This is a genomic window from Ruegeria sp. BHSB056 (assembly GCF_059613305.1).
The window spans coordinates 1-13,055 of sequence record NZ_JBXWSG010000099.1 but is presented as its reverse complement, the minus strand read 5'-3'; the positions used below and the strand labels follow the sequence as shown (position 1 = coordinate 13,055).

Genomic DNA, 13,055 nt, shown 5'->3' with positions numbered 1-13,055 from the left:
GTGCGGTGCAGTTCGTCCTCGGCAACGGCGGGCAACTGGGCGTTGAATATCTCCCAGCCCGTCGCATTCGGGTTGCCCTCAAATCCCAGAACCTGCCCCTGAAGGGTGCTGATCGTTGGTACGAGATCGCCCACAAAAGCCGAGGGCAGGTGTATCTCGGCGCTCAGGATCGGTTGCAGGACGACAGGTTTGGCCTGTGGCAATGCCTCACGCACCGCGTTCTTGCCTGCGGTCCGGAAGGCATAATCCGAACTGTCCACATTGTGGTGTTTGCCATCGCTCAGGGTCACTTTGACATCAACTACGGGAAAGCCTTCGGGGCCTTGTTCCAATGCGTCCTTGGCCCCGTGTTCCACAGACGGGATGTAGTTCTTGGGAACGGCACCGCCCTTGACCACCTCATCGAACTGGAACCCCGATCCGCGCGGCAAAGGCGCGACCGAAATCACCACATCTGCAAATTGCCCCGCGCCGCCGGACTGTTTGCGATGGCGATGGCGATGCTCAACCGTTGCGCGGATGGTTTCGCGATAGGCGGTTTCCACCTGTTCCGCCTCGATCTCGATCCCGAAATCCTCGGCCAGCTTGGCGGTCACGCGGCGCATGTGCTGCGGTCCCTGCGAGCCGAGGATCGAATGGCCGCTCATCTCATCCTGTTGCAGGTGCAGGCCCGGATCGATTTCGGCCAGACGGCTCAGGGCGTTTGACAGGCGCACATCGTCCCGCTCATGCGCGGGCGAGACGACCTGACGATGCGCAACCGGATGAGACGACGCCCATTCCGGCAGTTCCGTCGCAGAAGAACTGTCATAAATGTATCCGGGGTTGAGGTGATCGGATTTGACCGCCAGCCCGATCTGCCCAGCCTCCAGCGTGGCGATCTGGGTCTTGGCGTCCAGAGTTGTCAGGTTGCCGACCGTTTCACCGCCCAACGCCTCATGCGCTTTTACCCCGTCCCCAAGGCCGCGCAGAACGATGATCTTTCCGATATGCTTTTTGACATCCGCAAAGCCCGCGATGGCACGGGCGCTTTCGGCGGCCTCGTCCCGTCCGGCAGCAATATCAAACTCGGGGGCCTCATGACGCAGCGCTTTCATCAGGCGCGTCAGCCCGTTGCCGTGGCTTGCGGCGCCCAGACAAGCGGGGATCAACTGATGATTCTGCAGAACTTGCGCGGCCAGTTCATAAACCTCATCGCTTGGGGGCTGTTTGTCTTCAATCAATTGTTCCAGCAGGTGATCATCGAAATCGGAAAGCGTCTCAAGCAACTCGGTCCGCGCTTCCTGCTCTCGATCCTCGACAGATTTGGGTAGCTCAATCAGGGCCGACGGCTGGCCCTCCTGATACTTCCACGCCCGTTCCGAGATCAGATCGACCGCGCCGATGATCGTGTCGCCCTCGCGGATCGGAACCTGACGCAGGGCGATGTGGTGCGTGCAATAGGTTTGCAGCGCCGCGATGATGTCGCGGATGCGGCCATTGGGGTTATCCATGCGGTTGATGAAAAGAAAACAGGGAATGCCCGCCTCTTCCACCAGCCGAAGATAGGGCGCGCACAGCACGGCGGCATTTGGATCGGGTGGTACCACGATAACGGCAGCATCCGAGATTGCCATGGCAGGGCCGACATAAGCGAGGGAATCGCCACCCCCATCCACATCGATCGCGCACCAGGGCTCGTCCAGGTAAGAAAAACCGTGCAAGTGCACGGTTCCGGAAACATCGAATGTGGTCGGGCGCCCGTCGAGGCGGCTGATGGCCTCGACCAGGGTAGATTTGCCCGACTGGCTGGGCCCGAGGACGGTGAATACGCGCATGAGTGTTGTCCCTCTTTCAGGTTGCAGAATGGCTGCACGAAAAGGGCCATCCGACGCAGTCGCGTCAGCTAGGACTGTCTGTAATTTGCCCGCCTCAGGCCGCAGGGCGAAACATCACCCCACAGCTTGAGTGTGGGAAAAACCGCAGGCGTGCGTCAAGCCCCCGATGTGTTTTGTGCTTTACGGGCTGAATGTTGCCCGCAAAAAGAGAGGTCAGATCGCCGAGCTGTGCCCGGCTTTGCTGAGGTCGTATGCGTCAAAGCTGCGGGCAACCATCCGGGTCAGCGCGCGCGCCTCGGGGGGGATAAACAGCCCCTCGTCGCTGATTTGCAGCAGCCCGTCGAATGAGGCGTTGGCAGCGCGATACATGTCGTTCAGCGCTGCGACCGAGATATCGTGATCGCGCAGGATTTCAGCCGAATCGATCCGGAAATCGCACATCAGCGCTTCGATCAGACGGGCGCGCAGAATATCCTGACCTTTGAACAGGTGCCCGCGGGATGTCGAAAACTGCCCGTTGCGAATGGCCTTGGTATGAGCAGACGTAGCCGGGGCATTCTGCGCATAGCCTTGTGGAAAGCGCGAGATCGAGCTGGCCCCGACACCGATCAGAACATCGGCCAGGTCGTCGGTATAACCCTGAAAGTTCCGCTTCAGACGACCCGCGCGCAGGGCATGGGTCAGCCCGTCATCCTGCGTGGCAAAATGGTCGATGCCGATCTCGGCGTAGTTGTCCCACAGGAACAGGCGGCGGGCGGTGTCGAACAGTTCCAGCCGTTGTTCGGGCGTTGGCAGTGCGTCCGACGGGATCAGCTGCTGCCGTTTGGCCATCCACGGCACATGGGCATACCCATAAAGCGCCACGCGGTCCGGGCTGAGCGACAGAAGCTTCTGCACGCTTTCCGTCATCCGGGCTTTTGTCTGGTGTGGCAGCCCGTAAAGGATGTCCGCATTCAGGCTGGCAATGCCACGTGCGCGGATCATGTCGATTGCATCGCGCGTGGTATCGTAGCTTTGAATGCGGCCAATGGTTTTCTGGATTTCATCGTCGAAATCCTGCACCCCGATCGAGGCGCGGTTCATGCCCGCCTCTGCCAGCGCATCCAGACGCGCCTCGTCAATCTCGTTCGGATCGATTTCAACCGAGAATTCGGCATCCGGCCCCATGGGGACGATCCCCAGAATGTGCTGTGCCAGATCGCGCATCAGCTGGGCGTTCAGCAACGTCGGCGTACCGCCGCCCCAGTGCAGGCGCGACAGCACCACACCCGCGGGCAGGCGCGCCGCCAGCAGGTCCAGCTCGGCTTTCAGAACATCGACATAGGCAATCACCGGATTGTCGGTTTGTGTGCCTTGCGTCCTGCAGGCGCAGAACCAGCACAGCCTGCGGCAGAACGGGACGTGGATATAAAGGGATATGGCGCTGCCGGGTTTGATTCCCGAAATCCAGTCGCCAAACATGTCCGCCCCAACGTCATTGTTGAAATGCGGCGCTGTGGGATAGCTTGTGTAACGCGGTACTTTCGCGTCAAAAAGTCCAAGCTTTGCCAATTGTGGTTTCACTATCATGAAGATACCCTTAGGGGGCAGGCGACTTAGGTGCTTTGACGGAGATCAAGTGGAAACGCAGATGACAATTAAAGCACAGTTTGATCACTCCAATTGCGAAGACTGCCCGATACGACATCGCGCGGTCTGCGCCCGCTGTGATGCGGACGAGCTGGAAGCGCTTGATGCCATTAAATATTACCGCAGTTTCGAGGCGGGTCAGACCATCATCTGGTCGGGTGACCAGATGAATTTCGTCGGCTCGGTCGTATCGGGAATCGCATCGCTGACGCAAACCATGGAAGACGGTCGCACCCAGATGGTCGGTCTGCTTCTGCCCAGCGATTTCGTCGGTCGACCGGGGCGCGACGTTGCACCTTATGATGTACAGGCGACAACAGATGTCGTGATGTGCTGTTTCCGCAAGAAACCATTCGAAGAGCTGATGGGCGAAACGCCACACATCGCGCATCGCTTGCTACAGATGACATTGGACGAGCTTGATGCCGCCCGCGAATGGATGCTGGTTCTGGGTCGCAAGACAGCGCGCGAAAAGATTGCCAGTCTGATTTCGATCATTGCCCGGCGGGATGCGTCGATTGGCCAAAAGGGCCTGTCGGGACAGATCGTGTTCGATCTGCCCCTGACCCGAGAAGCCATGGCGGATTATCTGGGACTTACGCTTGAGACGGTCAGCCGTCAGATTTCAGCTCTGAAAAAGGAAGGTGTGATCTTGCTGGAAGGCAAACGTCACGTGACCATCCCCGATCTTGGGCGGCTCATGGAAGAAGCAGGCGACGATTCCGATGGCGGGTTTCTGGTCTGACCGGTCTTTCGTTCGGCAGAATTCGCTTACCGCGATCATCCGGTCGGTTCACAAACTAACATAGGAGTGTGGCATGGGGTTCAGTAGTCTGTTGGCAATGCTGTTCATTGGCGCAATCGCCGGATGGCTGTCGGGAAAGATCATGGAAGGCCGTGGGTTTGGCCTGATCGGCAACATCATAGTCGGCATCGTCGGCGCGTTCCTGTCGGGCATGATTTTCCCTGCGCTTGGATTTTCCGTTGGCGGGGGCCTGTTGTCGTCGATCCTTTTCGCGACAATAGGGGCCGTGATCCTGTTGTTCCTGATCGGACTCATCCGCCGGGGGTGAAAAAAGCCGCCTGTCGAGGCGGCTCTAAGCTTGATTGGGTCAGTGCGCCAGGAACACCGGAACCGAAGATTGTTCCAGCATGTTCCGGGTCGCCCCTCCCAGAATGGCTTCGCGAAAGCGGGAATGACCGTAAGCGCCCATTACGATCATGTCCGATTCGGTATCCGTCGCGTGGCGATTAAGAATATCCGAGACGCGGGTCATGGTCTTGCTGAGCACGTCGATCTCGCATTTGACACCATGACGGGCCAGCATCTGGGACAGCATTCCACCCGGGTCTGACCGGTCCGGCCCATGCTGTGGCGGGTCGATGACCACAATACGGACGATCTCGGCCTGTTTGAGGAAGGGCAGGGCCCGCCGGATGGCGCACATGGCCTCGACGCTTTCGTTCCAGGCGATCATGATGTTGCCGGGCGCTTTCAACGGCACGCCGCTGTCAGGAACCACAAGAACCGGGCAATGTCCTTCGAACATGGCCGCTTCGATAATGGGTTCGGCCTCGGCCCCCCGACCTTCACCATACGGATGCGGCAGGATCACAAGGTCGGAAAACCGGGCCCGGTGCGCGACGTGGCGCCCGATATCAGCAATCTGTGCAACGCCGTGTTCGGCAGACCAACGTACGCCGGATTTGCCGAGATAATCATTGGCAAAGGTCAGCAGATCCTGTGCTTCGGCATTGGCCCGGTTCAGCGTTTCCTGAACGATCAACGCATTGGCACCCGCGTAATAATAACCTGTCTGACTGCGATCGACGCCCAGACACAGGACCTCGGCATGGGCATCCTGGGACTCGGCCAGGGCCACGATCTGCGCCAGAGCAGCCTGTGCAGTCTGCGTTTCGGTCATGACTGTGAGAAGAGATTTGTACGCCATTTTGACCTCATGTTTCGGGCAATTGGTCTCATGTGACCTGTTAGCCCTTTTCCACTACCATGCGTGTCATAGAAAACGCTGGGCTGTCTTGATACAGATCAAAGCAATGAAGGTGGCCGTGCTTCAGAACGGCAGCCAGTCAAATGGGCTTCGCGCGTCACAAGAATCAAAAACGTGCGGAGCATGGCAAAGGGACGCAATATGTCGAATTACATCAAGCTGATCGTGCTTGGTCTGATCGCGCTGTTTGCAGCGATCGGAACCAATTATGCACGCGATTTGGCGTATCAGGTACATGCGCTGCTGGTGATGCTCATCGCCGGTGGCCTGTTCATCTGGACGCTTCGAAACACTGACGAGCCAGATATTCAGATCGACCGCTCGGGCGAATACATGGATGGCGTGATCCGCTATGGCGTGATCGCAACCGCCTTTTGGGGCGTGATCGGGTTCCTTGCAGGGACCTTTATCGCGTTTCAGCTGGCGTTTCCGGTGCTGAACTTCGAATGGGCGCAGGGTTATCTGAACTTTGGTCGTCTGCGTCCGTTGCACACCTCGGCAGTCATTTTTGCCTTTGGCGGCAACGCACTGATCGCAACCTCGTTCTACGTGGTTCAGCGTACCAGCGCGGCGCGGCTTTGGGGCGGCAACCTCGCGTGGTTCGTGTTCTGGGGCTATCAGCTGTTCATCGTGCTGGCCGCGACCGGCTATGTGCTGGGCGGAACGCAGTCCAAGGAATATGCCGAACCTGAATGGTATGTCGATCTGTGGCTGACCATTGTCTGGGTCGCCTATCTGGCTGTCTACCTGGGTACGATCATCAAGCGGAAAGAACCCCACATCTATGTGGCCAACTGGTTCTACCTGGCCTTTATCGTCACCGTCGCCATGCTGCATCTGGTCAACAACATGACCATCCCGGTCAGCATCTGGGGTTCGAAATCGGTCATCGTCTGGTCAGGCGTGCAGGATGCTATGATCCAGTGGTGGTATGGCCACAACGCTGTGGGCTTCTTCCTGACCGCGGGTTTCCTGGGCATGATGTACTATTTCATCCCGAAACAGGCCGAACGTCCGGTGTTTTCCTACAAGCTGTCGATCATCCACTTCTGGGCGCTGATCTTCCTGTATATCTGGGCCGGTCCTCACCACCTGCACTATACCGCACTGCCTGACTGGGCGTCGACGCTGGGCATGGTGTTCTCGGTGATCCTGTGGATGCCGTCCTGGGGTGGTATGATCAACGGTCTGATGACCCTGTCGGGGGCCTGGGACAAGCTGCGCACCGATCCGATCATCCGCATGATGGTCATCTCGGTCGGCTTCTACGGCATGTCCACCTTTGAAGGTCCGATGATGTCGATCCGTGCTGTGAACAGTCTCAGCCACTACACCGACTGGACCATTGGTCACGTGCATTCTGGCGCGCTGGGCTGGAACGGCATGATCACCTTTGGTGCACTGTACTTCCTGGTGCCTGTCCTGTGGAAACGCGAGCGTCTGTACTCGCTGCAAATGGTAAGCTGGCACTTCTGGCTCGCCACGATCGGCATCGTGCTTTACGCCGCGTCGATGTGGGTCACCGGTATCATGGAAGGCCTGATGTGGCGTGAAGTGGATGCCAACGGCTTCCTGGTGAACTCGTTCGCTGACACCGTGGCCGCCAAGTTCCCGATGTACGTGGTGCGTGCGCTGGGTGGCGTGATGTTCGTCGCTGGTGCGCTTATCATGTGCTACAACCTGTGGATGACTGTGCGGAAAGCGCCGGCCAAAGAGGCCAGCCTGACCGTCGCGGTCCCGGCTGAATAGAGGGAGGGCCGGAGCAATGGCAATTCTCGACAAACATAAGATCCTCGAGACCAACGCGACCCTCCTGCTGATCTTCAGCTTTCTGGTCGTGACCATCGGTGGCCTGGTGCAGATCACCCCGCTGTTCTATCTTGAGAACACCATCGAGAAGGTGGAGGGCATGCGCCCTTACACCCCTCTCGAAATGGCAGGGCGTGAGATCTACATCCGCGAAGGCTGCTATGTCTGCCACAGCCAGATGATCCGCCCGATGCGGGACGAGGTCGAGCGTTACGGTCACTACTCGCTGGCGGCTGAGTCGATGTATGACCACCCGTTCCAGTGGGGATCAAAGCGTACCGGACCTGATCTGGCGCGTGTGGGTGGCCGCTATTCGGATCAGTGGCAGATGGACCACCTGCGCGACCCTCAGTCTGTGGTGCCTGAATCGGTGATGCCGAAATACGGCTTCCTCGAACATCGCAAGATCGACGGCAAGTATATCGGTGACATCATGGCGACCAATGCGGTTGTCGGCACCCCATATACCGAGGAGATGCTGGAAAACGCGGTTGCCGATTTCAGCGCGCAGGCCGATCCTGACAGTGACTACGACGGTCTGCTCGAGCGGTACGGTGACAAGGTCAACGTGCGCAACTTCGATGGTCAGCCTGAACTGACCGAAGCCGATGCGCTGATCGCCTATTTGCAGATGCTGGGTACGCTGGTCGATTTCTCGACCTTTACCCCGGATGCAAGCCGTTAACAGGAGGGTGTGATGGAAGAATACACACTGCTTCGACAGTTCGCGGATAGCTGGATGCTGCTTGTGTTGTTTGCCTTCTTCGTTGGCATCGTGATCTGGGTTTTCCGCCCCGGTGCCAGCAAGGAATACAAGGACACCGCCAACATCCCCTTCCGGCATCAAGACAAACCCGCCACACCCAAGGAGGCGCGGCAATGAGCAAGACACCTGATAAACAGCCGGGCGATCCTAATACAACCGGGCACAGCTGGGACGGGATCGAGGAATTCGACAACCCCATGCCGCGCTGGTGGCTATGGACTTTCTACGCCACCATCTTCTGGGGCGTGATCTATACGATCATGTTTCCGGCCTGGCCCCTGGTCCATGGCGCGACAGCCGGTGTGCTGGGATGGTCAACCCGTGAAAACGTACAGCAGGACATGGTTGCCTTCGAAGAGGCAAACGCGCCCTGGAACGCCAAGCTGGTGGAAACTTCGCTGGAAGACATCGCCAAGGATGCAGAGCTTCAGCAATATGCCGTGAACTCGGGCGGTGCGGTGTTCCGGACCTGGTGCGCACAATGCCATGGTTCGGGTGCGCAGGGTGCGCCGGGTTTCCCGAATCTGCTGGATGATGCCTGGCTGTGGGGCGGAACGCTGGACGATATCGTCTACACCGTCAGCTACGGTGTGCGGAACGAAGAAAGCGACGATGCGCGCTATTCCGAGATGCCGGCATTTGGCGAAATCCTCGAACACGACGAAATCACGCAGGTGGTTCAGTACGTCATGTCGCTGAGCAATGCCCAGACCGACGATGCGGCGGCGCAGGCAGGTAAAGTTGTCTTCGAAGACAACTGTGCGGCCTGCCACGGCGAGGATGGCACAGGCGATATCTTCCAGGGTGCGCCGAATTTGACTGACGCGATCTGGCTTTACGGTGGCAGCGAAGAAACGCTGACGGAAACCGTAACTTACAGCCGCTTTGGTGTCATGCCGAACTGGGATACCCGCCTGACCGAGGCACAGATTCGCGCCGTATCTGCCTATGTCCACCAGTTGGGCGGCGGTCAGTAAGATATAAAGAACACCTTCGGGCGGTTCGCCGCCCGAAGGCTGGGGCACCGGCTGTTCCATCTGTTCGCGCGTTTCCTGAACAGCCGGTGCTTTTTTCCCACAATAAGGCCACTTAAACCTGTGGTCCAGATTCAGGTTTACTGTTCCCTGCGTCAAAAGTTGCTCGGATCCACCTCGCGCGGGTTTTTAATCCACCAATGACCTTCCGGCAGCCAACGGCGTTTGCGGTGACGCGGCTTTGGCGCATCGCGAATATGCGGCGCATTGATCCGGGTTGCGGTCATGAAAGATCTGGCAAAAACGGTCAGCATGGTTGGTCTCCTCTGCAAGAGTATCTCTGCAATAAAGATTGACCTTTGCGGCGCTGAATGCGACTCAAATACCGTTCCATAGTGTAAGTCAGGATTACATATGAACTGGTTGTCGCTTCCCCCGTTGGCCGCGCTGAGGGCGTTTGCAGCATTTGCTGAAAAGCGCAACGTCGTCGAAGCTGGGGCTGCGTTAAACGTAAGCCATGCGGCAATTAGCCAGCAGTTGCGTGTACTTGAGAAACATCTGGGTGCTGCCTTGCTGGATCGAACGGGCAAGGCCCTGACCCTGACCGCCGATGGCGAGCACCTGGCCCGAGCCCTGCAACTGGGGTTTGGCGCGATCGAGGCGGCAGTGGGGGATTTGGCGCGGTCTGGTCAGGATCGCCCGGTCCACGTGTCGCTGACATCCTCTTTTGCGGCCTCATGGCTGATGCCGCGCCTACCGGCCTTTCGCGAAACCCACCCCGAGGTGAACCTGATCCTCGATCCTACCGCGGAAATTGTCGAACTGCGACCGGGTGGGATCGACATTGCCATTCGGTACGGCCCCGGCGGTTGGACCGGTGTGCAATCAGAAATGCTGTTGCAGTCGCCCGTGGTCATCGTCGCCGCCCCGAAACTGCTGGGCGAAAAGACGTCTTGGACCCCGACCGAACTGGCCCAGCTCCCCTGGCTTGAGGAAATCGGCACCACCGAGGCGACGACCTGGTTGGCCGAACATGGTGCTGGTCCCGAACGCGGCGCCGGGCGCACCGAGTTGCCGGGAAACCTGGTACTGGACGGACTGAGGGCCGGGCAGGGGGTCACTGTCACAGTGCGACATTTCGTCGAGCCGGACATCAAGGCCGGTCGTATTGTCGAGCTTTATGCAGAGCCGGATACGCGCGGTTACCATATTGTGACGCCAAATTCGGCACTTAGACCCGCAGTAAAGACATTTGTGACGTGGTTGAGGCGTCAGGCACGGGAAATGTGATAAAAGGTGTCTGTACGATGCGCGTTTTGACCCATGTCAAAGTTGCTATGCGCGTGATCTGGAAGAACACACACTCAGAAGAGCCAGTACCGGAGCCAGCCTGTGAGCGATTCCAACCCCACCCCCAGCCTATACGCCGCACGAGAACCGATCTTTCCAAGACGCGTTTCCGGGCCATTTCGGAACCTGAAATGGATCATCCTTATCGTGACACTGGGCATTTACTATGTAACGCCCTGGATCAGATGGGATCGTGGCCCCAGCCTGCCGGATCAGGCCGTGCTGCTGGATCTGGCAAACCGGCGCTTCTATTTCTTCTGGATCGAAATCTGGCCGCACGAGTTCTATTTCGTGGCGGGCCTGCTGATCATGGCGGGGCTGGGTCTGTTTCTGTTCACATCTGCGCTGGGGCGGGTCTGGTGCGGGTATGCCTGCCCGCAAACGGTCTGGACTGACCTTTTCATTCTGGTCGAGCGCTGGATCGAAGGCGACAGGAACGCCCGTTTGCGCCTGCATCGTCAGGAAAAGCTGGATTTCCGCAAGGCACGGCTCCGGGTGACGAAATGGGTAACCTGGTTCCTGATCGGTCTGGCCACCGGCGGCGCCTGGGTGTTTTATTTTGCGGATGCGCCGACGCTGCTCCGCGATCTTGTGACGGGCAACGCGCATCCCGTCGCTTACACGACGATGCTGGTTCTGACCGGCACGACCTTCTTTTTTGGCGGGTTCGCCCGCGAACAGATTTGTATCTACGCGTGTCCTTGGCCACGCATTCAGGCCGCGATGATGGATGAAGACACGCTGGTCGTGGGATATCGCGAATGGCGTGGCGAGCCGCGCGGCAAAGGCAAGCGAACAGCCGATTCCGAGTTGGGGGATTGCATCGACTGCATGGCCTGCGTGAATGTCTGTCCTGTCGGGATCGATATCCGGGATGGTCAGCAGCTTGAATGTATCACCTGTGCCCTGTGTATCGACGCGTGTGATGACATGATGGCCAAGATCGGCAAACCGCGCGGGCTGATCGATTATATGGCGCTCAGCGACGAGCCGCGCGAACGCTCAGGTCAACCGCCCAAGAATGTCTGGAAACACATCTTCCGGCCCCGCACGATCCTGTACACCTCGTTGTGGTCACTGGTGGGGTTTGCGCTGCTGTTCGCCCTGTTCATTCGCTCTGACATCGATCTGACCGTAGCGCCCGTGCGCAACCCGACCTTTGTCACCCTGTCAGACGGCACCATTCGGAACACCTATGACGTCAGACTGCGCAACAAGCACGGCGAGGACCGCCTGTTCAAATTGTCTCTGGCGGGCGATCCGTCGATGCGATTGGAAATTGAGGGAACCAAGATCGATACTGTGAATGTCACGGCGGATACGGCACAATTGACCCGTGTATATATCGTGGCATCCCGTGACAGCGGTCCGGCGGCAGCAGAAGCGACACCTGTACGGATCTGGGTCGAAGACCTCAGCAGCGGCGAACGCGCTTACAAAGACACCACGTTCAACGGACGGGGGAACTGATCATGGCCGAACGTAAATTCACCGGAAAGCACGCTCTGGCGGTGTTTGTCGGTGCCTTTGGCGTGATTATCGCGGTGAACCTTGTGCTGGCTTATAATGCGGTGAAGACGTTTCCGGGGCTGGAGGTCAAGAATTCCTACGTTGCCAGCCAGGAGTTCAACGATCGCCTGAAAGAACAGCAGGCATTGGGCTGGACGGTTCGCGCAGAAACCAAAGGCGGCCTTTTGATCCTGCATATTACGGACGCGACCGGCGCGCCGGTTCAGGTCAGCGAATTGCAGGCGGTGGTTGGCCGCGCGACCCATGTGCGGGACGATTTCGCACCGGATTTCACCTTTGACGGCGCGGCCTATGCCACGCCTGCCACGCTGGGCAAGGGCAACTGGAACATCCGGTTGGTCGCGCGTGACGGCAGTGGTGCCGAGTTTTCGCAGCGCGTTCCGCTGTATGTGAAAGGGTAGCCGATGACGGCGCAGCTTTCATCCGGTACGGCGGCCTGTCCGGGGTGTCTGGCAACCCCGGCAGAGCCCGCGCGCCCGATTCCGGAAGATGTGCAGATTGCCTTGTCGCTGCCGGGCATCCACTGCTCGGCCTGTATCGCGACGGTCGAACGTGAACTGAACGCCCATCCCGGTGTCGAAGACGCGCGCGTCAACCTGACTTTGAAACGGGCGATGATCAAAGCCGCGCCGGATACCCGCGCGGCCGATCTGATCCCGGTGCTTGAACGGGCAGGTTTCGAAGCGCATGAGCTTGACCCCGGCGCTTTGTCGGCAACACAGGCGGACAAGGCGGGACGTGACCTGCTGATGCGACTGGCCGTTGCCGGGTTTGCATCCATGAACGTGATGCTGTTGTCGGTGTCGGTCTGGTCCGGTGCAACAGATGCGACGCGCGACATGTTCCACTGGATTTCCGCTGCAATCGCGCTGCCTGCCATTGCCTTCTCGGCGCAACCGTTCTTTGCCAACGCCTGGAGCGCCCTGCGGGTGCGGCGGCTGAACATGGATGTACCGATCACGCTGGCGATCCTGCTGGCGCTGGTCACCTCCCTGTGGGAGACCGCACTGAGCGGAGAGCACGCCTATTTCGATGCCGCGCTGACCCTGACATTCTTCCTGCTGGCGGGCCGGTATCTGGACTACCGCACCCGCGCCGCAGCCCGATCCGCCGCAGAAGAGCTTACCGCTCTGGAAGTGCCGCGCGCGATCCGCATCGTGGACGGGGT

At 58.9% G+C, this 13,055-nt stretch carries 14 protein-coding genes; 10 read left to right on the top strand and 4 right to left on the bottom strand.

What is annotated here, in order from left to right:
• Both AC2FND_RS17565 and hemN read right to left on the bottom strand, forming a co-directional pair.
• Window positions 1-1,817 (bottom strand): elongation factor G (locus tag AC2FND_RS17565; RefSeq protein WP_496771106.1); only part of this gene is annotated, 1,817 nt, incomplete at its 3' end.
• 213 nt (window positions 1,818-2,030) lie between these two features.
• Entirely contained in the window at window positions 2,031-3,386 is a 1,356-nt protein-coding gene (hemN, locus tag AC2FND_RS17560; RefSeq protein ID WP_209598280.1) for an oxygen-independent coproporphyrinogen III oxidase, read from the bottom strand.
• 61 nt (window positions 3,387-3,447) lie between these two features.
• Between hemN and fnrL the strand changes: the two genes are divergently transcribed.
• Window positions 3,448-4,191, top strand: a complete 744-nt coding sequence (gene fnrL / locus AC2FND_RS17555; protein WP_496771105.1) for a transcriptional regulator FnrL — start codon at window positions 3,448-3,450, stop codon at window positions 4,189-4,191.
• A gap of 73 nt (window positions 4,192-4,264) precedes the next feature.
• Window positions 4,265-4,519 carry a GlsB/YeaQ/YmgE family stress response membrane protein gene (locus AC2FND_RS17550; RefSeq protein ID WP_209507747.1) on the top strand — a complete coding sequence of 85 codons (255 nt, stop codon included), beginning with the start codon at window positions 4,265-4,267 and terminating at the stop codon, window positions 4,517-4,519.
• A 39-nt stretch (window positions 4,520-4,558) separates the two neighbouring features.
• Here the strand turns inward: AC2FND_RS17550 and AC2FND_RS17545 are convergent, their stop codons facing one another.
• Window positions 4,559-5,398 carry a universal stress protein gene (locus tag AC2FND_RS17545; protein ID WP_496771104.1) on the bottom strand — a complete coding sequence of 280 codons (840 nt, stop codon included), beginning with the start codon at window positions 5,396-5,398 and terminating at the stop codon, window positions 4,559-4,561.
• 201 nt (window positions 5,399-5,599) lie between these two features.
• Between AC2FND_RS17545 and ccoN the strand changes: the two genes are divergently transcribed.
• From ccoN to ccoP, 4 genes are read left to right on the top strand one after another with little or no spacing between them, the layout of a single operon-like run.
• Complete coding sequence (gene ccoN, locus AC2FND_RS17540) at window positions 5,600-7,207, top strand: cytochrome-c oxidase, cbb3-type subunit I (protein ID WP_209507752.1); 1,608 nt, start codon at window positions 5,600-5,602, stop codon at window positions 7,205-7,207.
• 16 nt (window positions 7,208-7,223) lie between these two features.
• Complete coding sequence (gene ccoO, locus AC2FND_RS17535) at window positions 7,224-7,952, top strand: cytochrome-c oxidase, cbb3-type subunit II (RefSeq protein ID WP_209507754.1); 729 nt, start codon at window positions 7,224-7,226, stop codon at window positions 7,950-7,952.
• 12 nt (window positions 7,953-7,964) lie between these two features.
• Entirely contained in the window at window positions 7,965-8,150 is a 186-nt protein-coding gene (locus tag AC2FND_RS17530) for a cbb3-type cytochrome c oxidase subunit 3 (RefSeq protein ID WP_209507756.1), read from the top strand.
• Window positions 8,147-9,010, top strand: a complete 864-nt coding sequence (ccoP, locus tag AC2FND_RS17525) for a cytochrome-c oxidase, cbb3-type subunit III (protein ID WP_480488888.1) — start codon at window positions 8,147-8,149, stop codon at window positions 9,008-9,010. Before AC2FND_RS17530 ends, ccoP begins: the two co-directional genes overlap by 4 nt.
• Before the next feature lie 152 nt (window positions 9,011-9,162).
• On the opposite strand, the gene AC2FND_RS17520 is transcribed toward ccoP, so the two are convergent.
• Window positions 9,163-9,321, bottom strand: coding sequence for a hypothetical protein (locus AC2FND_RS17520; RefSeq protein WP_496771103.1), 159 nt, complete (start codon window positions 9,319-9,321; stop codon window positions 9,163-9,165).
• A gap of 100 nt (window positions 9,322-9,421) precedes the next feature.
• On the opposite strand from AC2FND_RS17520, the gene AC2FND_RS17515 reads away from it, so the two are divergent.
• From AC2FND_RS17515 to AC2FND_RS17500, 4 genes are all read left to right on the top strand, one after another.
• Window positions 9,422-10,297 carry a LysR family transcriptional regulator gene (locus AC2FND_RS17515; RefSeq protein ID WP_496771102.1) on the top strand — a complete coding sequence of 292 codons (876 nt, stop codon included), beginning with the start codon at window positions 9,422-9,424 and terminating at the stop codon, window positions 10,295-10,297.
• Between the two features lie 102 nt (window positions 10,298-10,399).
• A complete protein-coding gene (gene ccoG / locus AC2FND_RS17510; RefSeq protein WP_480484692.1) occupies window positions 10,400-11,827 on the top strand; it encodes a cytochrome c oxidase accessory protein CcoG in 1,428 nt (475 codons plus the stop codon).
• A gap of 2 nt (window positions 11,828-11,829) precedes the next feature.
• A complete protein-coding gene (locus AC2FND_RS17505) occupies window positions 11,830-12,288 on the top strand; it encodes a FixH family protein (protein ID WP_209507766.1) in 459 nt (152 codons plus the stop codon).
• A gap of 3 nt (window positions 12,289-12,291) precedes the next feature.
• The coding region (locus tag AC2FND_RS17500; protein WP_496771101.1) for a cation transporter at window positions 12,292-13,055 on the top strand (764 nt) is incomplete at its 3' end.

What these genes read in the sequence shown, in the direction of transcription:
- AC2FND_RS17550 (WP_209507747.1), top strand. Translation starts at nt 4,265, where the DNA reads ATGGGGTTCAGTAGTCTGTTGGCAATGCTGTTCATTGGCGCAATCGCC.
- AC2FND_RS17515 (WP_496771102.1), top strand. Translation starts at nt 9,422, where the DNA reads ATGAACTGGTTGTCGCTTCCCCCGTTGGCCGCGCTGAGGGCGTTTGCA.
- ccoO (WP_209507754.1), top strand. Translation starts at nt 7,224, where the DNA reads ATGGCAATTCTCGACAAACATAAGATCCTCGAGACCAACGCGACCCTC.
- AC2FND_RS17545 (WP_496771104.1), bottom strand. Translation starts at nt 5,398, where the DNA reads ATGGCGTACAAATCTCTTCTCACAGTCATGACCGAAACGCAGACTGCA.
- AC2FND_RS17520 (WP_496771103.1), bottom strand. Translation starts at nt 9,321, where the DNA reads ATGCTGACCGTTTTTGCCAGATCTTTCATGACCGCAACCCGGATCAAT.
- hemN (WP_209598280.1), bottom strand. Translation starts at nt 3,386, where the DNA reads ATGATAGTGAAACCACAATTGGCAAAGCTTGGACTTTTTGACGCGAAA.
- ccoP (WP_480488888.1), top strand. Translation starts at nt 8,147, where the DNA reads ATGAGCAAGACACCTGATAAACAGCCGGGCGATCCTAATACAACCGGG.
- AC2FND_RS17505 (WP_209507766.1), top strand. Translation starts at nt 11,830, where the DNA reads ATGGCCGAACGTAAATTCACCGGAAAGCACGCTCTGGCGGTGTTTGTC.
- ccoN (WP_209507752.1), top strand. Translation starts at nt 5,600, where the DNA reads ATGTCGAATTACATCAAGCTGATCGTGCTTGGTCTGATCGCGCTGTTT.
- AC2FND_RS17530 (WP_209507756.1), top strand. Translation starts at nt 7,965, where the DNA reads ATGGAAGAATACACACTGCTTCGACAGTTCGCGGATAGCTGGATGCTG.
- fnrL (WP_496771105.1), top strand. Translation starts at nt 3,448, where the DNA reads ATGACAATTAAAGCACAGTTTGATCACTCCAATTGCGAAGACTGCCCG.